This window comes from Flavobacterium piscisymbiosum, from assembly GCF_020905295.1.
In the GTDB taxonomy this organism is placed as follows: domain Bacteria; phylum Bacteroidota; class Bacteroidia; order Flavobacteriales; family Flavobacteriaceae; genus Flavobacterium; species Flavobacterium piscisymbiosum.
Map to the genome: position 1 here is coordinate 1,013,888 of NZ_JAJJMM010000001.1, position 23,279 is coordinate 1,037,166.

A 23,279-nucleotide genomic window follows, 5' to 3' on the forward strand; every position below is an offset into this window, starting at 1 on the left:
CTCAACAAGAACAGTACCAAACTTTACTCGATTTCGACTAAAACCGGGCAATGATCTGAATGTACGGCGTCCGGAAGAATTACGGCACGTTTTAATCTGTGCTGTAAAGAGTCGCTTACTAAATTATAATCGATACGCCAGCCTTTGTTATTTCCTCTGGCTCCGGCGCGGTAACTCCACCATGAATAATGATGCGGATCTTTATTGAAATGACGGAAACTGTCGACAAAACCTGATTTCATAAAGCCATCAAGCCAGGCACGTTCTGCAGGTAAAAATCCAGAAACGGTTTTGTTACGAACGGGATCGTGAATATCAATGGCTTCGTGGCAAATGTTGTAATCGCCACAAATAATTAAATTAGGTATTGTTAGCTTTAGCTCGTTAATATAAGTTTGAAAGTCATCCATAAACATAAATTTATGATCTAATCTTTCAATATTTGTTCCCGACGGAAGGTAGAGACTCATTACAGAACAATCGTCGAAATCGGCACGAAGGTTACGTCCTTCAAAATCCATGTGCTGAATTCCGGTTCCGTAAACTACATTATTGGGTTTTGTTTTGGATAAAATAGCTACTCCGCTGTAACCTTTTTTGGTAGCGGGATAATAGTATTGATACGGATAACCGGCATCTTTTATTAAATCGACCGGAATTTGTTCTTCGGTGGCTTTTATTTCCTGAAGACAAATAACATCAGGGTTGGCATTTCGTAACCATTCGATAAAGCCTTTAGTTATTGCGGCGCGTATTCCGTTTACATTATAAGAAATAATTTTCATCAGTGTTTTTTTAAGGATTCCAAATGTAATAAAAAAGTGGAAAGTTTGTGTTTGAAACAGCGAAAAGTAGACTTTTTTGTTATCTTTGTTCGCTGCTCTAATAAATTAAAAATAGTACATGGGTTTAGTTACCGCGAAAGAAGTTGCAAAGGCAATAAATGTTGAGAAGTACGGAGTTCTTGGTACTTTTTCAGGCTGGATTCTTATGAAGGTCCTTAAAATTTCTACCCTTAATAAAATTTACGATCATAATAAACATTTAGAAGACGTTGCGTTTTTAAACGGAGTATTGGATGAATTGCAAATTAAGTTTGAAATTCCGGAAGAAGATTTAAAACGTTTACCTAAAGATGGCGCTTATATTACCATTTCAAATCACCCGCTTGGAGGAATTGATGGTATTTTATTATTGAAATTAATGCTCGAAAGAGAACCAAATTTCAAGATTATCGCCAACTTTTTATTACACCGAATTGTTCCGCTAAAAAAATACATTATGCCGGTTAATCCTTTTGAGAATCATAGGGATGCTAAATCGAGCGTAGTTGGGATTAAAGAAACTTTGCGTCATTTAAGTGATGGAAAACCGTTGGGAATTTTCCCTGCCGGGGAAGTTTCGACCTACAGAGATGGAAAATTAGTTGTGGATAAACCTTGGGAAGAAGGCGCTCTAAAATTGATTAGAAAAGCCAAAGTTCCGGTTGTACCGATTTATTTTCACGCAAAAAACAGCCGATTATTTTATTGGCTTTCTAAAATTGATGATACCTTAAGAACTGCCAAATTACCATCGGAATTGCTTACGCAGAAAGATCGTGTAATTAAAGTTCGTATTGGAAAACCAATTTCTGTAAACGAACAAAACGAGTTTGAATCGTTTGAAGATTACTCTGAATTCCTGAGAAAGAAGACTTATATGCTTGCCAATCCTTTCGAAAAGGACCATAAATTACTGGACACTGCAAGTTTAAAAATACCAAAAGCACCTAAAAAAATCGTTACGCCTGCAAACGAACTAGAAATGATTAACGAAGTAAACGCGTTAAGAAACAGTGATTGCCGTTTGTTGCAGAGTAAAAATTACGAAGTATTTTTTGCAAGAGCAAAATCTATTCCGAATATTCTGCACGAAATTGGCCGTTTGCGCGAAATCACTTTTCGTGAAGTAGGTGAAGGAACTAATGAATCTATTGATTTAGACAAATTCGACCAATATTATCACCATATGTTTTTATGGGATGATGAAACCAAAAAAATTGCCGGTGCCTATCGTATGGGATTGGGTTCTGAAATTTACCCTAAATACGGAATTGAAGGTTTTTACTTGAATGATTTATTTAGATTCGAACCTGAATTGCATGATATGATGCACAAGTCGATCGAAATGGGTCGTGCGTTTATCATAAAGGAATATCAGCAAAAACCAATGCCTTTGTTCCTTTTATGGAAAGGTATTATTCATACTACATTACGTTATCCTGAACATAAATATTTATTGGGCGGAGTAAGTATCAGTAATCAATTCTCTGACTTTTCGAAATCACTTATGATTGAGTTTATGAAGTCGAATTATTATGATCCTTATATTGCGCAATACATTCACCCGAAGAAAGCGTATAAGGTAAAACTAAAAGATGCTGATAAAGATTTCATCTTTGATGAAGCAGAATCTGACTTAAACAAATTCGATAAAATCATTGACGAACTAGAACCTGGAAATTTACGTTTGCCGGTTTTAATTAAAAAATACATCAAGCAAAATGCACGTGTTGTAGCTTTTAACGTCGATCCTTTGTTCAACAATGCCGTAGATGGTTTGATGTACATAAGAATCGCAGATATTCCTGAAAGTACTATGAAACCTGTTATCGAAGAGTTTCAGATAGAATTGGAACGTAAATTATCTGAGAAAGAAGATTAATTACAAAATTTGATATAAAATAAAAAAACTCATAAGCTGCGGCTTATGAGTTTTTTTTTATTTTAATACTTTATTTGCTTGTTGCTGTTTACTTTAAACAACTTCTTCCCGATTTAAATTAAATATTTCTTCTCCAATACGATCTAATTTATCAAGCACACCCTCAACTCCGGATTCTATCATTTCTGTTCTTTCTTTATTTGATATTGGAACTATCCATAAAAAAGTAGTATTTGATTCTCTATATTGGGGCAATTGAACTTCTGGCAGCACTTTGAGCTTATTGGTAAGTATACCAAAATTAAATTTTTCATTAACTCCAGTTTGAAACTCTACAGTATGGCCTTCTGCTAAAAAAGTAACAAAATCCCAAGGTATAGCTGTTATCCCGCTTATAGAGCCCCCAATTTTATTTACCTGATCGTTATTCAATGCAGACTTTACAATAACTCCAAGTTCTATTCTATTAACATCACTTGTATTTTCAAAATACATCTCTATTTTGGGCTGTGGTCGCAATGATACTGCTACTGTTGCAAAAACAACTTTTTCTTCACCTTGATTTACATAAAGGCCTTTTGGGGGCCATTCTGCATTATCAATTGCAAAATATTTTTCACTTTTACCGAATATTTCATCGTAATAATCTAAAATTTCCGGCTGCAGAATTCTAAAAGGATTCATTTCTTCATCCCATGATTTCAAAAATTCGGCTGATTGCTTAACACGCGTGCGCATTTCATTATCTTCTGAAAGTTCCCACGCAAAATCACCTGTTCCTTTACAATCGCGAGCGTATCCGTAAAACCCGCCATTACCTCCCCAACTAGGAATGACACATAAAATTTCTCCGTTTTCTAATAACGCCGCTCCATCTCCTTCTTCCAGCCAAACAATTTCCAAAGTATTAGCATTCAGTTTTTCCTGTCCTTCCGGAAATTTGCAAAACTCTTTGGTTAACATAGGAGGAACACCTTTTTCCATCAATGCTGTCTCTATTTCATTTGGCGCTGCACTTAAATTTCTAATCCAGCAGCTTTTTGTACCAAAATCTTCATTATCCCCAAACAGATAAAAGTAGGCAGTTCTATTATCCTGTTCTACAATTGCAGTTATTGGACAGCCAGGACTTCTTAGTTCAAGAATAACCTTAGGTTTTTCAATTTTATTATTGTTTCTACTAAATAATCCCATGTTTCTATATTTATTATTTCAAGATTAAAATTACACTTAAGCAACGTTTTTTATCTAAAAACAATATTAATTTTAAACTAAAATAATGCTTTTTAATTTCAGTTGGCACGAACTCATCTCTAAAACTTATGAGAAAACAATTTAACATTTCCTTTTAAATTTTGATTAGCTATACGATCACGTTCTAAGACAAACGCTTAATGTTCACGCTAAGTCAAAAAAAATCCCATTTAAAATGGGATTAATAATTTAGAACCAAGGTTTTTTTCCTACTTGGTAAGTTTGATAAAACTCATCGTCAGGTTTTGTCAAATAAATAATTCCTTCAACAAATCCAACCATTCCACCTAAGCCACAAGTCACTACACTAACTACAAGCTGAATAATCCCTTCCTTTTGATAACCTAAATAAAATTTGTGTGCGCCAAACGCACCTAGCAAAATCCCTAAAATCCCAGCAGTAACTTTTTTATTTTCCACTTTTCCAGCATCCAATTTTGTACTTTCCATCTTCTTAATATTAAAATTATTTGAGCTCTTTAAAGTGTTTTTTATTTTTACAAAAAACCTTTCAAAAAGTTTGCAATAATACAAACCTGCCAAACAATCAACAGATCACAAAAAGTTTTTAATATGTCATAAAAGGACATTTTTTTCTAAAAAAAATCCCATTTGCTTTCACAAATGGGAACTTAATATTTTAAAACCAAATCGACTGATGTAAGATATCATCAAAGGAATTATTCCTAACAAATAATACTAACCGTATCAAATGATAAAAGGCCAGAAAATAAGCCATATTATAGGCTAATTTTCGATTGTATAGAATTCCTTTAAAATATTCTTTTTTGGTAATGATTTCTGTGGTTAATATAATAATGGTCAGCCAGCAAAATAGAATAACAAAAGGTCCTAAAATGTGGTAACTAACACTTTTATAAATATCTCCCTGATAAAAATACACTAACGATTTTGTTATACCACAACCCGGACAAGGAAATCCGGTAACCATTTTAAAGGGACAAAACGACTGATCTGTTTCTAAATGGTCATTGTGGTTGTTAAGCATTAAGAAAAACGGAATTATCAGTGTAATTGCTGCACCGATAATTCCGTAAACTTTACGCTTTACTCTGCTATTATTTGTATAATCTGTTGATATCACCTTGTACAATCATTGCTGCTGCCATAGGAAAGAAAAGACCTAAAACAATTAATAAAGTAGACTGATCTTTTTGAAGCTCACCAGTTTTTTCATAAACTTTTGGCAACGCATCTTTACCAGCTAAATAATAAAAATAAATATTTACCGGCATACAACATCCTGCAAAAATTGCAATAGGCTGCGAAATAACTTCTCTTTTGGCTACAGCATTAAAAACCTCTGCAACTTTAATATTCCAATAAATTAAATATAAACCACAAGTTAAAAATCCAAAAATTAATACCATAATTGGATCTACTTTAAATACTGGGATTTCGTTAAAATCATTAGACGTCTCTTGAAAATTGTTTTCCATTTTTATTTATTAAAATTAATTGGTTAGTTCCTACTCTTCGGATTTTCGGCTTCTCCTTATTTAGAAACAATATTATTAAAAATTAACTTTAAAAACTAATTATCCACCCAAATTGTACAGAAAAAACTCGTTATAAAATTCTAAAAGCTATATAAAGAAAATCTGCTTCTCTCTACTGAGCTTATTTTGAGTAAACAGCCTTAATTTTATCGACAATTACCTGCGCCAGGCGCTCATGACTTTCAAATGTCCAACCAGCAATATGGGGAGTCAACAAAGCATTTTTAGCTTCTAGAAGATATTGAAAAGCTTCGGGAGTATTTTTATCCTGAAACAAGGTTTCGAAAGATAATTTCTCATATTCTAAAACATCTAATCCTGCACCCAAAATCTTTTTAGACTTCATTGCTTCGACCAAATCTGCTGTGACGATGTTTTTACCACGTGAAGTATTTATGATCCAAAATGGCTTTGCAAATGCATTTATAAAATCACTGTTTACTATTTTGTCTGTTTCAGGAGTCCACGGAAGATGTAAACTCAAAACATCGGCTTTTTGCTGTAATTCTTGTAATGAAACTTGTTTGGCATTTTCGTCTCCAATATTTTCTAAAATATCATGAAAGATAACATCAACCTCAAAACCGCGAAGTTTTTTAGCGAAAGCTTTTCCCATGTTTCCATAACCAATAATCCCTACCGTTTTGCCATCTAATTCGTGGCCGCGATTACTTTCACGATTCCATTGTCCGGCTTTAATTTCGGCGTCGGCCTGATTCAAATTATTAAATAAAGACAATATTACGCCCAATGAATGTTCTGCAACAGCGTTGCGATTACCTTCCGGAGCAGCAATTAAATGAATTCCTTTTGTTTCGGAATATTCACAATCTATACTTTCTAAACCCGCGCCAACTCTGGCAATAAACTGTAAACTGGTAGCTTTATCCAGAAAGGTTTTATCAATTTTAAAACGGCTTCGAATTACGATTCCGTTATAATCCTGAATTTTGGCCTCGATTTCTTCTTTCGAAGATTTAAAATCGGCGTGGTTTTCAAAACCCGCTTCTTCTAGTTGTTGCCAAAGAATTGGGTTATTACTGTCGATATGCAGAATTTTTATGCTCATGAATAAAATATTAGGTAATAAAGTGTAAAAATACAGCTATTTGATCACTTATAAATAGAGAATATTAGTCATTTATAAGGAAACAATTAATTGTCAATTTTTTATTGGCAAGATTTTTTTTTAACTTTGAAAATATAAGATTCACCAAACCTGGCTGAATCTATTTCTTTCTAAATCTTCAGAAACCTCCGCAATGAAACTAACCAAGACTTTTAAAGCCTTTTTTGACAACGAAAAATCAGGAGGATTGCTCTTACTATTTGTTACGATTATATCACTTTACCTTGCCAACTCCCCTTTCCAAACTGAATATATTGCTTTTTGGGAAAAAGATTTAGGCGGGCATTCGATCACACACTGGATCAACGACGGCTTAATGGCTATTTTCTTTTTATTGATAGGCCTAGAACTGGAACGAGAAATTTATCACGGAGAATTATCGAGCATAAAAAATGCTTCATTGCCAATTATGGCGGCTTTTGGCGGAATGTTAGTTCCAGCGGCAATATTCCTGGCTTTAAATTTTGGAACTGCTACACAAAACGGAGCAGGAATTCCTATGGCAACCGATATTGCTTTTGCAATTGGTATTTTATCGCTATTAGGCAAAAAAGTTCCATCGTCTCTAAAAGTATTTTTAACAGCTTTGGCGGTTATTGATGATCTGGGCGCTATTATCGTTATTGCTATATTTTACACCACCTCAATTGCATTTGTAAATCTTGCCATTGCTTTAGGAATTTGGGTTTTCTTGTTTATTTTGAATCGAATGAAAATTCACAATCTGATTCCTTATTTAATTGGAGGAATTGTGATGTGGTACTTCATGCTTAATTCGGGAGTTCACGCTACCATTACCGGTGTTATTCTGGCATTTGTAATTCCGTTTGGTGATGGCGGAGAAAAATCTTCTTCGTATAAATTACAGCACTTTTTACATAAACCCGTTGCTTTTGTAATTCTGCCCTTATTTGCTATTGCAAACACTTGCATTGCTATTGAATCAGATTGGCATCAGGGACTGAATCATCCTAACACGTATGGTATTATTTTAGGTTTAGTAGTTGGAAAACCTCTTGGAATTATACTTTTTTCTTCGATTGGTGTAAGTGCCGGTTTATGTGCTTTGCCAAAAAACTTAAAATGGGCGCATATTTTAGGCGCTGGAATGTTAGGCGGAATTGGTTTTACAATGTCAATCTTCATTACCATTTTAGCTTTTAAAGATCCTGAAATAATTGTTTTTTCTAAGATCGCGATCCTCATCGCCTCTGTACTTTCGGGAATAATTGGATTTGTTTACTTAAAATATATACTGACAAGAAAGAAAACTCTTTAATTTTATGCACTCGACATCTAAGATTGTTTACGTATTATTTCTCGGATTATTAATTTCAGCATGCAACAACAAACCAAAACCTGCAGTTGAAAAAGATGCTTCTAAGTCAAAAATTTTACTTCAAACAAACACAGATGAAGAATCTATTGAAGGTTTATATGAAACACATCCGGAATCCGACAATAGTGATGAATGCAATATTTCGGTTGAAATAAAAAAAGGAAAAAGCGGCTATACTTATTTTCTAAAAACAAAACTTCGAAAAATAAAAGGTATCGCCAATTTCTTTACTAACGAATCCGGAGAAAAAATTATCGTTTTAGAAGGCATACAATGGGATGAATATGAGGGCGATATTAGCCGTGAAGAAGAAAATGATTCTATAGCTGATTCAGAAGCAAATTCTCAACAATTAGAAATCCCTGTTGGAATTGGCGCGAGCTACACCAAAGATACGCTGACAATTCAGAATTATGGGAACGCTATGAATTCTTATACTAAGCTTTCAGAATGCGGGAGGAAGTATATACAGCTGATTAAGAAATAAATTCCAATCTTTTGAAATTCCAAATTCCAACTATCCCCAAATATGAATAAGATTAGACGCATTTTACTTTATTCAATAACACTAATTACTATACTTATTGGTCTAATATTATATCAAATAAAAACATACATCGCTCCAACTTATTTAATTTGCTCCCCAGATCCTGTTTTCTTTTGTGGAACTTCAAATCCTGACTTAACAGAAAATGAAACAAAAGGAAGAGAGATTTTAAATTCGAATTGCGCAGCGTGTCACAAACTAGACGCAAGAAGTACCGGACCAGCACTTCGCAACATAGATTCACTTGTAATTACAAAATGGATGATTGGTAAAAACTACAAAATTGACAGTACTAAAATTGAGAAATTAGGATTAGATTATCACAGAACGATGTTTAAAGATTTTGTAAATGAAGAAAATCTTGCATTAATAATAGATTATTGTTCAAGAACACGTTATTAAATTCTAAAAATAAAAATCCCAAATCCCAAATTTCTACAATGCTGACGGAGGAAGGATCGCACAAGAAGCTCCCCATAGTAATTCTCCAATCTTTGTCGAGTTGCGTGTGCGATCCTTCCTCCGTCAAGGATGACAAACTGTACGAAAACAAAAAATCCCAAACCCCAACTAAAATTGGAATTTGGAATTTTTAAAATATTGGAATTTAATATTATCTAACCTTTGATCTGTTTCAAAGAAGTCTTAATACCTTTTATCAAAGATGAACTGAAACCATTATGTTCCATTTCGTTCAATCCTACAATTGTGCAGCCTTGTGGCGTTGTTACACGGTCGATTAATTGTTCCGGATGTACTTTTTCTTCTAATAACATTTTTGCCGCTCCTTTTACGGTTTGTGCCGCGATTGCTAATGCGGTTTGAGAATCAAATCCTATTTCGATTCCGGCTTGCATCGAGGCGCGAATATATCTTAAAGCATAAGCGGTTCCGCATGCACCAAGAACTGTTGCTGCATCCATTAATTTTTCATCGATAACGGGAGCAGTTCCTAAATCCTGAAATAAATCAACGATTGGCAATGCTTTTTCTCTGTCCTTTTCAGGGAAAGAAATACAAGTTGCCGATTCGCCAAACTGTGCCGCAATATTTGGCATGATTCGGATTACCGGATATTCATTCTTTGTTTTTTCCTGAAGCATATCCAAAGACAAACCACTCACTGCCGAAGCAATAGTTTTCCCCGGAATTGCTGATAAAATTTCAGCTAAAACAACATCAACCTGATACGGTTTTATGGTTAAAATTACTACATCTGCTTCCTGAATATTATGTTTATTATCTGATGAAACTGTGATTCCGTATTCAGATAAATATTGAATACTAGCCGTATTTCTTCTCGTTACAGTAACCTGATTGTTTTTTGAGAACTTCGCAATTCCTAAGGCAATAGAAACCCCTAGATTTCCTCCTCCTATGATGTGTACTTTCATTCTGGTTGGTTTTTTGAATTATTTTTCTGGTAGCTTAATAGCCCATTTTTCGACGTGTAAATTACGCAGATTATACAGATTTTAAATCACTGCAATCTATCAATTTGTGGCAAAAATCTAAAAGTCAAAAATCATTCTGGCCATTATATTCTATTCTTATAACAACTTCCCTTTTAATAATAAAGAAGCTATCGTAAAATAGATCACCAATCCTGTTACGTCGACTAAAGTAGCCACAAACGGTGCTGATGAAGTTGCGGGATCAAGTTTAAGTCTTTTTAATAAAAAGGGTATCATAGATCCTGAAAGTGTTCCCCATAAAACGATAAACACTAACGAAAGTGAAACCGTTGCTCCTATCGCCAACCAATGTTCTCCATATTCATAAAGTCCGGTTTGCTGCCAAACCATGATCCTGATAAAACCAACAATACCTAAAATCGCTCCTAATAGAAAACCAGAAGCAATTTCTTTTTTCATTACATACCACCAGTCTTTAAGCGTAAGTTCTTTCAACGCCATGGCACGAATGATCAATGTCGCTGCCTGTGAACCTGAATTTCCTCCACTCGAAATAATAAGCGGAACAAATAAGGCCAAAACGACTGCTTTCTCAATTTCCCCTTCAAAAAATCCCATTGCCGAAGCTGTAAACATTTCTCCGATAAATAAAACGACAAGCCAGGTTGCTCTCTTTTTTACCATCTCACCCAAACGTGTTTGAACGTATGGTAATTCTAATGCTTCAAGTCCCCCGAATTTCTGAATGTCTTCAGTATCTCTTTTTTCAATCTCATCTTTGATGACATCAATAATATCGTCAATTGTAATACGACCTACTAAACGTCCTAACTCATCTACGACAGGAATAGCTTCCAGATCGTACTTATCCATCATTCGAGCTACCTCAACATCAGGTGTTTCAACGTTTACATGGTATAATTTTCTAATATAAATATCAGAAATCTGTGTTTTAGTAGAAGTTGTCAATAAATCTTTAAGCGATAATCTCCCTTTAAGTCTGTTTTCATCATCAACAACATAAATAGAGTGTACTCTGGAAACATTTTCGGCCTGAATACGCATTTCTTTCACGCAAGTAAGTACGTTCCAGTTTTCGTTGACTTTCACCAACTCTTTGTGCATGATACCTCCGGCAGTATCCTCGTCGTAACGCAATAAATCAACGATTCCTTTTGCGTGTTCTACGTCCTGAAGTTCAGAGATTACTTCGGCTTTTCTGTCTTTCGAAAGTTCCCCAATAATATCTGCTGCATCATTGGTTTCCAATTCATCAAGCTCTTCGGCGATTTCTTTAGGCGAAAGTCGGTTTAAGATTTGTTCACGTAAATCATCCTCCAATTCCAAAAGAATTTCGGCTGTTTTTTCGCTATCTAAAACCTTAAATATATAAGTGGCTTCATCAATGTCAATTTCATCAAGGATTTCAGCGAAATCGGCATGGTGCATGTCATTTAATAAAACCTCCAGCTCTTTGTTGTTTTTAGCTTGAATGAGTTGAGCTATTTCTTTAATTAGCTCTTTGCTGATTTTAAACTCCATCGGCTTCTATTTTTTGAGTCAAAACAATAAATTCCTCCACGCTTAATTGCTCCGGACGCTTATCAAAGATAGTGTCTAATCGCAATTCATCTGATAAATTTAATGTTTTCAAACTGTTACGTAATGTTTTTCGTCTTTGCTGAAAAGCAGTTTTTACAACCGTAAAAAACAACTTTTCTCCACACGGAAGGCTATAATCTTCCTTTCGGGTCATTTTCATCACACCCGACTTGACCTTGGGCGGAGGAATAAAAACGTTTTCATCTACCGTAAACAGATACTCAGTATCATAGAAAGCCTGGGCTAATACAGATAAGATTCCGTACGCTTTTGAGCCTTTTTTCTCGCATATCCTTTCAGCTACTTCTTTTTGAAACATCCCCGAAAATTCCGGAATCTGATGTTTGAATTCTAAAGTTCTAAAAACGATTTGCGTAGAAATGTTATAGGGAAAATTCCCAATAATAGCGAATTGTTTATTTTCGTAAACCTCGTTTATATTGTATTTCAGGAAATCCTGAGAGATAATTTTATCTTTTAGTTTTGGATAATTTTCGCCCAAATACACCACAGATTCTCCATCAATCTCGATCACATGCGTGTTAATTGGTTTGTCAAGCAAATACTTAGTCAACACACCCATCCCCGGTCCTATTTCTAAAACCTCATCATATCCTTTTAAGCTTAAAGTATCTGCAATTGCTTTGGCGATACTTTCGTCTTTCAGGAAGTGTTGTCCTAAATGTTTTTTGGCTTTTACTTTTTCCATTTTCTTTTTTATTAGCCACAAAGGCACTAAGGTATTTTTGCCACGAAGACGCTAAGACACAAAGTATTATTTTTATTTTTGTTTTGTGAGATTTGCCACAAAGGCGCTAAGTCACAAAGTTTTATTTTTTATTAATTTCTCGTAACTGTTGAATATCTAATAAATCCTTTGCTCTATTTGCTTTAATTTTACTTGTGATCAAATCCTCTAAAGACAGTACATTCCATTTTAAAAATATTTTGCCATTAACTGTTGTTTCTTCACTATCGTTATAAGCTTCCTCAAAAGTTTTATTTACTGAGAATTTAGTAATTAGTTCTAAATCTAAATCAACAGGAGAAAATTTTATTGATATATTTTGTTGTTGTTGTTTTACATTTTCAGGAAAATCATCAATTTCATATCCCATCTCATTAAAAACAAGCACCAACTTCTTAAAATTTTCATCGGTCGTTTCTATCCAAAAATCTACATCTGCTGAGTGTCTCTGATATCCATGAAAATTTACAGCTCCACCACCCACCATAAGCATTCGGACATTATGTTTGGCGGCTAATGCAATAAATTCATCAATATTCTGATCCCAAAGCTTTGACATTCTATTTTGATTTTATAACAATTATAAAATTGTCTTTGTTTTTGTCTACTTTATTCTTCACAGGAAATCTGCTTATTCTCTCACTTAAGCGTAAAAAACTATAAAATCTTTCAACTTTAGACAACTTCAAAAAATCTTCTTGCTGTTGCTTATTACTTTCTTCTTTAGTTTGAAATCTAATTTCCATAATTTTCTATTTTTACTGAGACTGAAAACTTAGATTTTAATGCTCCGAAATCACTTCCAACTCTGTTCTGAAAGAAAGCATTTTATCAGCAAATAAAGACAAGGCTTCCTGATGAAAAGCCGGCTCATCTTCGATATAATATTGATCTAAAGTTTCTTTGCTATCTGTAACATATTGAACAGAATAGGTAATCCCTCCCATTTCTTCTTCTATCAAAACCCTAACAATTCTTGCAGAAGAGAACTTTTGTGTAGCCAGAATTTCCGGTATGTGTTTTTCCTGCATCCATTTTAACCATTGGTCATGAACGCTCTCGTGTATATTGGTAGTAACGTTGTAAATAATCATTTTTTTTTTAAGGTTCTGAGATTCTAAGGCTCTAAGGTTCTGAGTTTTTTTTTACTGTTGACCACTAAAATCTTTACAAATCATCATATTACTAATTCTCTATCTATTGGAATTTGGAATTTGCTTTTTTTGGAATTTAATTCTACAAATTCTTATCTCCTCTCAACTCTCGGTATTTTTTTCTGGCATCAACAAAGTAAATACTGTCCTGATGATTAAAAATTACCTTTTCATATAAAGGTTTTGCCTTTTCTGTATCTTTTAATTCGTCGTTGTAAATTTCTGCTGAAAAAAATAGCGCTTCATCTACATAAATTCCGTCACTATGATTGTCAATGATTTGTTGATATTGGCTTAAAGCCGAATTAAAATCTTTTTGACTTTCATAAATTTTACCTAAACGCAACAATGTTACAGCTTCTATTTCTTGTCCTTTAAAGGCTTTTAAAATACTCTGAAACTGAGCAATTGCTTCCGGTTTCTTATTCTGATAGATTAAAAAATCACCTTTTGCAAATTGTTTTAATGCCGTTTGTGTCGAATCAGCAACCGTATTATCATTAATCAATAAAAAATATTCAAGAGCGTCATTGGCAATCAACTGCGTATTTGCTGCTTTCAGCTCCTTAAATTGTTTCAAAGCCCATTCAAAATCGCCTTTGTAATAACTTGTTTTTGCCGCTTTTAAACTGGCTTCGTGCGCCATGACATCATTCTTTAAATCCAACTGAATTTGCGAATAATAAATCAGCGCCTGATTGAACTTTTCTTCTAAAAGCAAGATGTCTGCCAACTCCATCTTCGCATCTGCTTTTTGATAATCATTCAAATTTAATTCCAGCGCTTTTTTAACAATTGCCTTTGCTTCTTCAGTCTTTTTGAGATTAAAAGCCAGGAAATGCGCCTGAATTATTTGCAAAGATAAGGTAAAAGGAGTTATTTCATAGGTTGCAAGCAATTGTTGTAACTCTGTATTGATATTTGGATAGTCTTTTTCCTGTGCTTTATCGATTTTAATTTGCATTAAATACGAATTGGTCTGAATCAATAAGTCTAAATCTTTGGTATTTAAAAGAATAAAATTCAGAATTTCTGTAGCTGTATCGGTGTCATCTTCATTCAAAGCAAACTGACTTAGATTGACAATACTCGAAAGTGATTCCGGTTCGCGTTTGTAAATCGCTTTTTCCTGAATAAAGGCTTTCCCGAATTCTTTTTGCTGCACATAAAACCAACTCAGATAATGATTCCAGAAAACGTCCTGATCTTTTTGAGTCCTCAGGATTAATGCTTTACGCATGGCATCTTTAAAAGCCGTATTATCGGTTTCACCATTCATGAAACGGGATAATTGCGTTTGTATTAAATTGGCGTTTTGCGGATTATTATACGATTCGGTCAATAGAAGATCAATCATTTGATCGGTCTTTCCTAACTGCCCGTACAACATCCCAATCTGAAAATTGAAATTATAATTGGGCTGAATCTGCATTGCCGTTTGATACGCTTTTAAGGCATATTCCAACAATACTTTTTTCTCGAAAGAATTCCCAATTCCGTAAACATCATTCGGACTTGTTTTGATTTTTTCTATAGCCTGCTCGTAGTAATCTTTGGCTTTAGCCTCGTTTTTCTGCAATTGATAGTTATAACCCAATTCTACTAAAAAAACGCCTTGTTTGTATCTGTTATATCGTTCCTGAATAACTTTTTGAGCCAAATCAAATTGTTGTAATTGCTGGTAACAATCGATCGTTCTTAAAAAATATTGGGTATTAGATGGCGAAATTTTCAGCAACTCTTCATAACTGATTTTAGCTTTTTCGAAATCACCTTTATCGTAGTAATATTGAGCCAATTGCTCATTTTGCGAAAAAGCAAAAGCAGACCATAGTAAAACGATATAAATAAAGATGTTTTTCATAATTCAGTCTTTTTTTTTCAGTTTTCAGTCTCAGTTTTCAGTCTCAGTGCAATTCAATGTAAACTGCCACCGCGACTGCACACTAAACCTTCTTCGATTTCCAGATTATCAAAGCTACACCAATTAAAATAAAAGGAATACTTAGTATTTGCCCCATATTAATAATCATATCATTCTCGAAGGCTTCTTGATTTTCTTTGAAAAATTCGATTATAAATCGGGCCACAAACATTAAAGTTAAGAAACATCCGAAGATAAATCCATCTGCTTTTTTAAACTTTTCTGTTTTATAAAGATAAAGAACAATTACGAAAATCAATAGATAAGCAAATGCCTCATACAATTGTGTTGGATGTCTTGGGATCATATCATCTCTTTGAAAAACAACTCCCCAGTTTCCGTTCGTGGGTTTTCCGTAGATTTCAGAATTCATAAAATTCCCAAACCTTATAAAAGCGCCTGTAACTGGAACTCCAATGGCCATTTTATCTAAAATCCATAAGAACTTAACATTGTATTTTCGGCAATATAAAATCATTGCTATCAAAACACCAATCGATCCTCCGTGACTTGCCAGACCTTGATAACCAACAAATTTATAAACTCCCGCTACTTTTTGAATTGGCAAAAGAATTTCTATTGGATGCTGTAAAAAATAAGACGGCTCATAAAAGAAACAATGCCCTAATCTGGCGCCCAAAATTGTCCCGACAATTACATAAACCAATAAACTATCCAGATTATCCAGCGAAAGATGTTCTTTTTTATAAATGCTTCTTACGATATAATACCCCAGTAAAAGTCCGATAGCAAAAAGAGCTCCATAATATTTTAAAGGAAAACTATCTGTTATCATGACAATAACCGGATCTACATTCCAATTTAAAATTCCGTTACTCATAATAGGTTCTTTATTAAAGCATTCAGTCGCAGTTTACAGTCACAGTCAAAAACTGTAAACTGTCACTGCGACTGTACACTTATTTTAATCTTAATTTATAATATCAAATCCGCAGTAAGGGCGTAAAACTTCTGGAATTACGATTCCTTCCGGAGTTTGGTAATTTTCTAATATTCCGGCTAAAACTCTTGGCAAAGCCAATGAACTTCCGTTAAGCGTGTGTGCCAATTGGTTTTTTCCGTCTTTGTCTTTGAAACGCAATTTCAAACGATTCGCCTGAAAAGTCTCGAAGTTAGAAACAGAACTGATCTCTAACCAACGATCCTGCGCAGTAGAAAACACTTCAAAATCATACGTCAAAGCCGATGTGAAACCCATATCTCCACCACATAAACGTAAAACTCTGTATGGCAATTTCAATTCTTTCAAAATATCTTTTACGTGTTCTACCATTCCGTCAAGTGCTGCATAAGAATTATCCGGATGTTCTACACGCACGATTTCTACTTTATCAAATTGGTGCAAACGGTTTAATCCGCGCACGTGAGCTCCGTAAGAACCTGCTTCACGACGGAAACATGGCGTGTAAGCGGTATGTAAAACCGGTAATTCACTTTCGTTTAAAATAACATCGCGGAACAAATTCGTAACCGGAACCTCAGCAGTTGGAATTAGATATAAATCATCAATTGTTGAGTGATACATTTGTCCTTCTTTATCAGGTAATTGTCCTGTTCCGTAACCTGAAGCTTCGTTTACCAAATGTGGAACCTGAACTTCATTATATCCTGCAGCTGTATTTTTATCTAAAAAGTAATTGATTAAGGCACGTTGCAAACGAGCTCCTTTTCCTTTATAAACAGGAAAACCAGCACCAGCAATTTTTACACCCAACTCGAAATCGATGATATCGTATTTTTTTACCAATTCCCAGTGAGGTTGTGCACCTTCGTGAAGAACCGGAATATCGCCTTCTTCAAAAACATTTAAGTTATCGTCTGGAGTTTTTCCTTCAGGAACAATATCAGCCGGAAGATTGGGTAAAGTATATAATAAATTGGTTAGTTCGGTTGCCAAAGCTTCTGCTTTTTCGCCTAATTCTTTACTTTTTTCTTTTAATGAAACCGTTTTTTCTTTTAAGATTGCCGCTTTAGCTTTCTCTCCCGCTTTCATTAATTCTCCAATGTCTTTGGATAATTTATTAGATTCAGATAAAGTGTTGTCTAATTCAACTTGTGTGGCACGACGGTTTTCGTCTAATTGCACGACTTCTTCAACAACGCTTTTAGCATCGATATTTCGTTTTGCTAAAGCCTTGATTACTTTCTCCTGATTCTCTCTAATAAATGCGATTTGTAACATAGCTTGATTTTTATAACTATTGTATTTTTTTATAACGGAAGCAAATTTAAGGAAATGTTTTATAAGATCACGACAAAGTTGATTCTAAAGTTATTTCGGGGGTTATTACGTATAGAGGTTACACAGAGATTCGCAAAAGTTACACAGAGATACACAAAGATTTTTTGAAATTCTGAACGGATTGAGCCCCAGCGGGGTGAAATATTTATAGAAATAGAAAATTCAATTAAATCCAGAACCCCAGCGGGGTGACATATTTTACATATAAATATGACACTCCAATGGAGCTTTATTTTTAGAATTCAATTCGTTGAAAAAAGCTCTTTTTAAATATCCCTTCGCGAAACTCTGTGAAAAACTTTGTGAATCTCTGCGAAACTCTACATTTTCGAAAATAAAAAATAAGTAAATTGCAATTAAAAAATTATCATCATGCTTATCGACCATTTTATCGAAGATTTCTCAAAGACTTTTACTGACCTTTCTCCATCTGAACCCTGGAATATTACAAATGACCTCAAAACTATAATCGAAAAAATGATTTTGAATCTGGGTGATGATTATATTATTCAAGACAATATCGCCATTCATAAATCAGCCATTATCGAAAATAATGTAACGATTAAAAAACCTGCTATTATTGGCGAAAACTGTTACATTGGTGCAAATGCTTATTTTAGAGAAGGCGTTTATTTAGATCAATCGGTAAAAATTGGTCCGGGTTGCGAAATCAAAAGCAGTATTATTTGCTCGAATACCGCAATTGCCCATTTTAATTATATCGGAAATAGTATAATTGGACGAAACATCAATTTTGAAGCAGGTTCGATCGCAGCCAATCATTACAACGAAAGAACGAATAAAAAAATATCTGTACTCTATGATTCGCAGGTTATCGAAACAAACTCAGATAAATTTGGCTCTTTGGTGGGAGATAATTCAAGAATTGGAGCAAATGCAGTATTATCGCCGGGAACTATTTTAGTTAAAAATTCGATTGTAAAAAGACTGGAATTGATTGAGCAGGTGGTCTTGGAATAATAGTTATTCCGCAGAGATGCACAAATTTTTTTTGAAATTCTGAATGGACTGAACCCCAACGGGGTGAAATATTTATAGAAATAGAAAATTCAATTGAATCCAGAACCCCAGCGGGGTGACATATTTTACAGATACATATATCGCTCCGATGGAGCTTTAAGACAAAATCAATATCGTTTTCTATAAATATGACGCTTCTCTGAAGCTACATTTTGATTAATTTGATTTTATTCTTTAATCAACTTAAATGTTTCCTCAATTCCTTCAGCCGTAACTTTCAAAATATAAAATCCCGAATTTAAAGCAATAACATTTATAGTTCCGTCTGTAGTTTTACCTTTTAAGGCGCTTTTTGATTCGAAATCAAAGAACTCGAAATCAAAATTTTTAGTTTTTAAATTCTCAATAGAAACAACGCCGGAAACAGGATTTGGTAAAACGGAAGGCTTTTTAATATCTTTCAGTTCAGGTTCGGCATTATTACAGGCAGTTTGTAATAACGACGGCAAATCTTTCTCATCATAAAATAAATCATACTTGAGCGCTTTTGCTTGCTGAAACAACTCGCACGCTTTTTTATTTTTATGCTGATCCAGATAGATAATACCAAGATTTTTCATGGCATAAGAATTATTCTTATCTGTTTTCAATGCTTCTTTCAAATCAGCAATTCCTTTGTCAGATTCTCCTAATTTATGGTATAGCAAACCTCTTGTCGTTCTTAAATCCCTTCCGCCATATACTTTATTATCGATTATGGCTTTTTCGAATTTAAAAGCAATTGTAATATTCTCCATTGCTTTTTGATATTCGCCCATATCACTATATAATCTGGCAAGCGCCCATCTTGCATTGGCATGATCCGGTTTTTGAGTTACGATGTTTTCAAAATAATAAGCTGCCAGGTCATACGCTTTTCGGTCTTGCAGCAAAGTAGCAAAGCTGTACAAAATACGCAGATCTTCAGGAGCATTTTTTACGGCTTTGTAATAATAATTAAAAGCAAAATTATCCATATCGAGTGACGCATAAATATTTGCCAGTCTATCGTAAAGCTTGCTTCGGAACACATCTTTCTTTTCTGCCAAAGAATCAGACAACGCTTTATTTTTAGGGTCTTTATCTACAGAATATTCAACTTTTTTTAAATCTTCAAGTGCCAATGTGGTATTGCCAAGACTAATACTTAAAACCCCGCGATTGAATAAATCATTGACTTGTAAAGGGTTGTAATTGGTTTTAGTATTGATTTCGGTCAGTAATTTGAGTGCTTTCTTTACGCCTTCTTCCCTCTCTTTGCCAAAAGGCAATTTATGATCTGTTCTGCTTACTAATTTTCCGTGCGAATAATTCCAGGTTACGAGTTTTTCTCCTTGTTTATTGTACTGAAAAGAATCGGCATTTTTTAAACCTTTACCATCATAATAAAAAACTTCATTCAGCTTTCCGTTAGGATAATAGGTTTTAGTGCTGTCCGGTTTATTATCAGGTCCGTACCAAATTTCGACAGAAACAACATGATCATTATAAAAGTAACGGGAAACATCTTCTGGTTTTTCCTTGCTTATTTCCTGAGCAGTTAGCAAAACCGGAAAAAGCAATAAGGCAAACATTATTTTTTTAGATAGAATAAGCTGTTCTTTCAAAGTGGTAAGAATTAAATAGAAAATCAAATTTCGGGTAAAATTACTTATGTTCTACCAATAATTCTCTTAATTCATTGGTTTTTAAATACGCGGCAAAACGTCCTGAAAGCAACAAAACCTCTCTTTCGTCAGGCGTAATTCTTAGTTTGGTTTCTACGTGTGAGGCATATTCGTACAATAATAAAACTTGCCTGGCAGATAAAGCTTTGAATTTTTCTTTGCTTAAAGTAGCCACAATTATTTCGCCGTCTTTATCTTTTTTAAACGAATCCTCACCAAACTTCATTATTAGTTCCTGCTTAAAAGTGCCAAATAATTTTACCCAGCTGCTCGCTTCGTCATTGGTATTTTTCAATTCAAAAACTAAATCTTCATAGGGATAATCTTTTTCCATTTTTACCAAATAATCCCTAATCGTGGTAAACCCAATAATCTGATAATTCGAAACTGGTATTTTATAACGTTCAAAAGTATTTTCGACATCTTTATCAAAAGTCATGTAACGCGTCTGAACCGTGTATAAAGAAGCAGTTTCGAACAACGAAATCAACCTTATTTTGGCATCGGTTATATACGGCGTTTTTTTTCCTTGTCCGAGGCAATCAATAAAAAGCGCTTTCTTGTTTTTATCACTCACTTTTGTATCGTTATGTAGCAACTCTACGAGAGTTTTATATCCCATATTGTCCGAAGCTCCACCATCGACAATACACAATATTTTATCCTGATTTTTAACGCCAAATTTCACTTTTGGCAAAACGCCCGGAAAAGCCGAACTTGCCGTAATGGCATAAGTAAGCGGAAAATCATATCCATCATTTACCTTATTTTCATTTAATGAAATAGCAGCTTTGTTGGGCGCCAGAGACGAATTCAAATTCAGACCGCGAATAATATGCGGCATAAACGGAATACGTTCGCCATTATTAAAAGCCGTTCCGTTGGCCACAAACATGGGTAAAGATGGGACTGATTTGCTGCTCTTTGGAACAAAAAAATCCGACAACATCATTTGAGAATTAAACTTATTGGTGTTATCAGGATTTATAGCGTCGTATTGCAAAATATCTGCGTCTATGCGTTGCGTCATCGATATTTTATCGCCTTTTTCGTTTCGGGTATTATTTAAAAGAGATAAAATATTAGCCGATTTATCGACGTAATCCTTATAAGCATCGGCCTTAGAAAAGTAAAATTCGTTGAAGGAACAATTATCCTGAAACAATTTATTTTTAAGAATCGTAAGATAATATCCAGCCGAAAAGCAACCTCCTGAAACGGTAGAGAAATAATCAATTTCGTTCAGGAAATTACGCTGAGAATCGTTTTCCTGAATTTCCTCTAATCCCAAAAGCACGCCCATACTAAAAAACTGAGCTCTCGAACCTCCGCCCGAAATCCCTATTCCTAAAGCGATATTAGGATTCTGGAACTTTTTATCGCGTTCCTGAACCGACTTATAATCGTCTAATGAAACCGATGGAATCGAACTATAATTGATTTCTGAAAAAAGGTTGATTTTGTTTTGAGAAAATCCTATCTGAAGAAAAAGCAACAGCAATATCTGGAAGTGTTTGTATCTCATTTTGTGGCTTTTTTTATTGCTAAATCAGTAAAAGCAAAATTACGAGAAACTTAACCAAGTTAAATATTAACTAATGAAATCTTTAACATTCAAAAAACACAATTCTCTAATTTACAGTAATACTTCTTGTTGGCGAGGATGTACAAGTTGCCCCTCCATTCTGAACCGTAATATCCGCCTTTGCAGTATAAGTACCCGCTGCGCTATAAACATGCGAAATAGAAACCGTTGTTCCCGTTGCTGCAACTGTCTCTGCAGGCGTACCATCGCCAAAAGTAAATTTTACAGATTTCAAAGTATTCGTTCCCGAATATTCAACTGTAAAATCTATTTTTTTAGGATTAGTAGCATCTGTCGAATGTTTTACCTTCTCAAATAAAGACTCTCCTACGCAATCCAGTCCTTTATCTATATCACTTTTACTGCACGAAATACTTAAAACAAATAATGCGGCAATCATCAAAATTGGAGATTTACTTTTCATGACAGTAATTTTTAGTGGTTTGTTTTTAACAATGTTATTTTCACAAATATAATAAATATCACTTATTGTTTTTTTGATAATTATCACCAAAACTATTTTTTATTCAACATTAAACAATCTCAAAATATATGAGAGTTCATAAACAATAAAAATGATGACCAAAACCGTATGAAAAGCTTTATTATGCACCTTAATTGCCACCAGGCACAAAATAATATGAATGATAATGCGAACAAAATATTCGTTTTGATTGTACAAAAAGTAGTTCCCGCCCTTTATCGCCGTATCGATAATATCGGCTCCAAAACTTATCGTCAGAATAGCAAAAAACCAATTCTTACGCGAATAAAAATAATCTTCATAACCTGTATAATCCGCCAAATCATCAGGATACAAAATAGCGCACAACAAATAATAAATCAGGATATAACAAATGATAAAGAAATAATCAGCAAAATACCATTCGTGAATTAACTTCAAGTTAAACTCCCACCACCAAAAATGAATAATCAGCAAAAAAACATAAAACACCCAAAGCGAGTGCACAAAATAGATTTTCTTACGTCCCGGATGGTGAATAAAAATCACAGATCCTCGAATAAGGTGCGTGAGACTCAAACCCAAAATAATCCCGATAATCGATTTGATGTGTGTTAGTTCTTCCATAAAACAATTTCGATTTTATAAAGAACTAAAATTAAGCATTTTACCACAGAGATACACAAAGTTTTTTATTAGCTATGTCAGGCTGAGCGAAGTCCAAGCCCCGCAAAGTTTTTTTAATAAGTTTTAATTAATCGCGCAATCCCGATAGCTATCGGGAGCAAAGGCTTAAAGTTTTATTTTAAAGCCACATATTAAAAGATTAAAGTGATTTTTTAAATCTGCTAAAATCTTTTAAAATCAGCGTGAAACAAAAAATGCTTTATAATCTTTGCGCAGATGGATTAAAATCCATCCCTACAATATAAATCGAGCCAAA

At 34.2% G+C, this 23,279-nt stretch carries 24 protein-coding genes; 5 read left to right on the forward strand and 19 right to left on the reverse strand.

Annotated elements, in window-relative coordinates; all coding sequences use genetic code 11:
- Window positions 1–23 precede the first annotated feature (23 nt).
- The gene (locus tag LNP81_RS04615; protein ID WP_230033773.1) at window positions 24–785 is read right to left on the reverse strand and encodes an exodeoxyribonuclease III; all 762 of its coding nucleotides are present in this window, start codon (window positions 783–785) and stop codon (window positions 24–26) included.
- A gap of 118 nt (window positions 786–903) precedes the next feature.
- Here LNP81_RS04615 and LNP81_RS04620 point away from each other — a divergent pair, with 118 nt between their 5' ends.
- Window positions 904–2,706 (forward strand): GNAT family N-acyltransferase, encoded by a 1,803-nt coding sequence (locus tag LNP81_RS04620; protein WP_230033775.1) that lies wholly within the window; start codon window positions 904–906, stop codon window positions 2,704–2,706.
- A 93-nt stretch (window positions 2,707–2,799) separates the two neighbouring features.
- Here the strand turns inward: LNP81_RS04620 and LNP81_RS04625 are convergent, their stop codons facing one another.
- The 5 genes from LNP81_RS04625 to LNP81_RS04645 all read right to left on the reverse strand — a co-directional run bounded on the left by LNP81_RS04625 (window position 2,800) and on the right by LNP81_RS04645 (window position 6,549).
- On the reverse strand, window positions 2,800–3,900 hold the full coding sequence (locus tag LNP81_RS04625) for a suppressor of fused domain protein (RefSeq protein WP_230033777.1): 1,101 nt from the start codon (window positions 3,898–3,900) through the stop codon (window positions 2,800–2,802).
- A gap of 249 nt (window positions 3,901–4,149) precedes the next feature.
- Complete coding sequence (locus LNP81_RS04630; protein WP_230033779.1) at window positions 4,150–4,410, reverse strand: TM2 domain-containing protein; 261 nt, start codon at window positions 4,408–4,410, stop codon at window positions 4,150–4,152.
- 190 nt (window positions 4,411–4,600) lie between these two features.
- Window positions 4,601–5,065 (reverse strand): DUF2752 domain-containing protein, encoded by a 465-nt coding sequence (locus LNP81_RS04635; protein WP_230033781.1) that lies wholly within the window; start codon window positions 5,063–5,065, stop codon window positions 4,601–4,603.
- Window positions 5,040–5,420 (reverse strand): DUF4234 domain-containing protein, encoded by a 381-nt coding sequence (locus LNP81_RS04640; protein WP_230033783.1) that lies wholly within the window; start codon window positions 5,418–5,420, stop codon window positions 5,040–5,042. Before LNP81_RS04640 ends, LNP81_RS04635 begins: the two co-directional genes overlap by 26 nt.
- 181 nt (window positions 5,421–5,601) lie before the next feature.
- Complete coding sequence (locus LNP81_RS04645) at window positions 5,602–6,549, reverse strand: 2-hydroxyacid dehydrogenase (RefSeq protein ID WP_230033785.1); 948 nt, start codon at window positions 6,547–6,549, stop codon at window positions 5,602–5,604.
- A gap of 193 nt (window positions 6,550–6,742) precedes the next feature.
- Here LNP81_RS04645 and nhaA point away from each other — a divergent pair, with 193 nt between their 5' ends.
- The 3 genes from nhaA to LNP81_RS04660 are packed head-to-tail and all read left to right on the forward strand — an operon-like array spanning window position 6,743 to window position 8,897.
- Window positions 6,743–7,888 (forward strand): Na+/H+ antiporter NhaA, encoded by a 1,146-nt coding sequence (nhaA, locus tag LNP81_RS04650; RefSeq protein ID WP_230033787.1) that lies wholly within the window; start codon window positions 6,743–6,745, stop codon window positions 7,886–7,888.
- 4 nt (window positions 7,889–7,892) lie between these two features.
- Complete coding sequence (locus LNP81_RS04655; protein WP_230033789.1) at window positions 7,893–8,435, forward strand: hypothetical protein; 543 nt, start codon at window positions 7,893–7,895, stop codon at window positions 8,433–8,435.
- A gap of 42 nt (window positions 8,436–8,477) precedes the next feature.
- Window positions 8,478–8,897 carry a c-type cytochrome gene (locus tag LNP81_RS04660; protein ID WP_230033790.1) on the forward strand — a complete coding sequence of 140 codons (420 nt, stop codon included), beginning with the start codon at window positions 8,478–8,480 and terminating at the stop codon, window positions 8,895–8,897.
- A 215-nt stretch (window positions 8,898–9,112) separates the two neighbouring features.
- On the opposite strand, the gene proC is transcribed toward LNP81_RS04660, so the two are convergent.
- The 9 genes from proC to serS form a co-directional block, all read right to left on the reverse strand.
- Entirely contained in the window at window positions 9,113–9,889 is a 777-nt protein-coding gene (gene proC, locus LNP81_RS04665; protein WP_089353729.1) for a pyrroline-5-carboxylate reductase, read from the reverse strand.
- Between the two features lie 156 nt (window positions 9,890–10,045).
- A complete protein-coding gene (mgtE, locus tag LNP81_RS04670; RefSeq protein WP_089353730.1) occupies window positions 10,046–11,452 on the reverse strand; it encodes a magnesium transporter in 1,407 nt (468 codons plus the stop codon).
- Entirely contained in the window at window positions 11,442–12,221 is a 780-nt protein-coding gene (gene rsmA, locus LNP81_RS04675; protein ID WP_230033791.1) for a 16S rRNA (adenine(1518)-N(6)/adenine(1519)-N(6))-dimethyltransferase RsmA, read from the reverse strand. Before rsmA ends, mgtE begins: the two co-directional genes overlap by 11 nt.
- Window positions 12,222–12,342: 121 nt before the next feature.
- Window positions 12,343–12,819: a nucleotidyl transferase AbiEii/AbiGii toxin family protein gene (locus tag LNP81_RS04680; RefSeq protein WP_230033792.1), complete on the reverse strand. Its 477-nt coding sequence runs from the start codon at window positions 12,817–12,819 to the stop codon at window positions 12,343–12,345.
- A 1-nt stretch (window position 12,820) separates the two neighbouring features.
- Window positions 12,821–13,006 carry a hypothetical protein gene (locus LNP81_RS04685; protein WP_065451942.1) on the reverse strand — a complete coding sequence of 62 codons (186 nt, stop codon included), beginning with the start codon at window positions 13,004–13,006 and terminating at the stop codon, window positions 12,821–12,823.
- Window positions 13,007–13,042: 36 nt separating this feature from the next.
- Window positions 13,043–13,354 (reverse strand): DUF4286 family protein, encoded by a 312-nt coding sequence (locus LNP81_RS04690; protein WP_230033793.1) that lies wholly within the window; start codon window positions 13,352–13,354, stop codon window positions 13,043–13,045.
- Between the two features lie 142 nt (window positions 13,355–13,496).
- The gene (locus LNP81_RS04695; RefSeq protein ID WP_230033794.1) at window positions 13,497–15,278 is read right to left on the reverse strand and encodes a tetratricopeptide repeat protein; all 1,782 of its coding nucleotides are present in this window, start codon (window positions 15,276–15,278) and stop codon (window positions 13,497–13,499) included.
- Window positions 15,279–15,360: 82 nt separating this feature from the next.
- A complete protein-coding gene (gene lgt, locus LNP81_RS04700) occupies window positions 15,361–16,179 on the reverse strand; it encodes a prolipoprotein diacylglyceryl transferase (RefSeq protein WP_230033795.1) in 819 nt (272 codons plus the stop codon).
- Between the two features lie 90 nt (window positions 16,180–16,269).
- Window positions 16,270–17,541: a serine--tRNA ligase gene (serS, locus tag LNP81_RS04705; protein WP_230033796.1), complete on the reverse strand. Its 1,272-nt coding sequence runs from the start codon at window positions 17,539–17,541 to the stop codon at window positions 16,270–16,272.
- A gap of 432 nt (window positions 17,542–17,973) precedes the next feature.
- On the opposite strand from serS, the gene LNP81_RS04710 reads away from it, so the two are divergent.
- The gene (locus LNP81_RS04710; RefSeq protein WP_255700733.1) at window positions 17,974–18,582 is read left to right on the forward strand and encodes a DapH/DapD/GlmU-related protein; all 609 of its coding nucleotides are present in this window, start codon (window positions 17,974–17,976) and stop codon (window positions 18,580–18,582) included.
- Between the two features lie 227 nt (window positions 18,583–18,809).
- Here the strand turns inward: LNP81_RS04710 and LNP81_RS04715 are convergent, their stop codons facing one another.
- The 4 genes from LNP81_RS04715 to LNP81_RS04730 all read right to left on the reverse strand — a co-directional run bounded on the left by LNP81_RS04715 (window position 18,810) and on the right by LNP81_RS04730 (window position 22,963).
- Window positions 18,810–20,228: a T9SS type A sorting domain-containing protein gene (locus LNP81_RS04715; protein WP_230033798.1), complete on the reverse strand. Its 1,419-nt coding sequence runs from the start codon at window positions 20,226–20,228 to the stop codon at window positions 18,810–18,812.
- Window positions 20,229–20,268: 40 nt separating this feature from the next.
- On the reverse strand, window positions 20,269–21,813 hold the full coding sequence (locus LNP81_RS04720) for a patatin-like phospholipase family protein (protein ID WP_230033800.1): 1,545 nt from the start codon (window positions 21,811–21,813) through the stop codon (window positions 20,269–20,271).
- 106 nt (window positions 21,814–21,919) lie between these two features.
- A complete protein-coding gene (locus tag LNP81_RS04725) occupies window positions 21,920–22,297 on the reverse strand; it encodes a PKD domain-containing protein (RefSeq protein WP_230033801.1) in 378 nt (125 codons plus the stop codon).
- Window positions 22,298–22,396: 99 nt separating this feature from the next.
- A complete protein-coding gene (locus tag LNP81_RS04730) occupies window positions 22,397–22,963 on the reverse strand; it encodes a hypothetical protein (protein WP_230033802.1) in 567 nt (188 codons plus the stop codon).
- Between the last annotated feature and the right edge of the window lie 316 nt (window positions 22,964–23,279).

Bases quoted from the DNA above. Each gene is read 5' to 3' on its own strand.
- LNP81_RS04615 (WP_230033773.1), bottom strand. From the start codon at position 785: ATGAAAATTATTTCTTATAATGTAAACGGAATACGCGCCGCAATAACT.
- LNP81_RS04620 (WP_230033775.1), top strand. From the start codon at position 904: ATGGGTTTAGTTACCGCGAAAGAAGTTGCAAAGGCAATAAATGTTGAG.
- LNP81_RS04625 (WP_230033777.1), bottom strand. From the start codon at position 3,900: ATGGGATTATTTAGTAGAAACAATAATAAAATTGAAAAACCTAAGGTT.
- LNP81_RS04630 (WP_230033779.1), bottom strand. From the start codon at position 4,410: ATGGAAAGTACAAAATTGGATGCTGGAAAAGTGGAAAATAAAAAAGTT.
- LNP81_RS04640 (WP_230033783.1), bottom strand. From the start codon at position 5,420: ATGGAAAACAATTTTCAAGAGACGTCTAATGATTTTAACGAAATCCCA.
- LNP81_RS04645 (WP_230033785.1), bottom strand. From the start codon at position 6,549: ATGAGCATAAAAATTCTGCATATCGACAGTAATAACCCAATTCTTTGG.
- nhaA (WP_230033787.1), top strand. From the start codon at position 6,743: ATGAAACTAACCAAGACTTTTAAAGCCTTTTTTGACAACGAAAAATCA.
- LNP81_RS04655 (WP_230033789.1), top strand. From the start codon at position 7,893: ATGCACTCGACATCTAAGATTGTTTACGTATTATTTCTCGGATTATTA.
- LNP81_RS04660 (WP_230033790.1), top strand. From the start codon at position 8,478: ATGAATAAGATTAGACGCATTTTACTTTATTCAATAACACTAATTACT.
- proC (WP_089353729.1), bottom strand. From the start codon at position 9,889: ATGAAAGTACACATCATAGGAGGAGGAAATCTAGGGGTTTCTATTGCC.
- mgtE (WP_089353730.1), bottom strand. From the start codon at position 11,452: ATGGAGTTTAAAATCAGCAAAGAGCTAATTAAAGAAATAGCTCAACTC.
- rsmA (WP_230033791.1), bottom strand. From the start codon at position 12,221: ATGGAAAAAGTAAAAGCCAAAAAACATTTAGGACAACACTTCCTGAAA.
- LNP81_RS04680 (WP_230033792.1), bottom strand. From the start codon at position 12,819: ATGTCAAAGCTTTGGGATCAGAATATTGATGAATTTATTGCATTAGCC.
- LNP81_RS04685 (WP_065451942.1), bottom strand. From the start codon at position 13,006: ATGGAAATTAGATTTCAAACTAAAGAAGAAAGTAATAAGCAACAGCAA.
- LNP81_RS04690 (WP_230033793.1), bottom strand. From the start codon at position 13,354: ATGATTATTTACAACGTTACTACCAATATACACGAGAGCGTTCATGAC.
- LNP81_RS04695 (WP_230033794.1), bottom strand. From the start codon at position 15,278: ATGAAAAACATCTTTATTTATATCGTTTTACTATGGTCTGCTTTTGCT.
- lgt (WP_230033795.1), bottom strand. From the start codon at position 16,179: ATGAGTAACGGAATTTTAAATTGGAATGTAGATCCGGTTATTGTCATG.
- serS (WP_230033796.1), bottom strand. From the start codon at position 17,541: ATGTTACAAATCGCATTTATTAGAGAGAATCAGGAGAAAGTAATCAAG.
- LNP81_RS04710 (WP_255700733.1), top strand. From the start codon at position 17,974: ATGCTTATCGACCATTTTATCGAAGATTTCTCAAAGACTTTTACTGAC.
- LNP81_RS04720 (WP_230033800.1), bottom strand. From the start codon at position 21,813: ATGAGATACAAACACTTCCAGATATTGCTGTTGCTTTTTCTTCAGATA.
- LNP81_RS04725 (WP_230033801.1), bottom strand. From the start codon at position 22,297: ATGAAAAGTAAATCTCCAATTTTGATGATTGCCGCATTATTTGTTTTA.
- LNP81_RS04730 (WP_230033802.1), bottom strand. From the start codon at position 22,963: ATGGAAGAACTAACACACATCAAATCGATTATCGGGATTATTTTGGGT.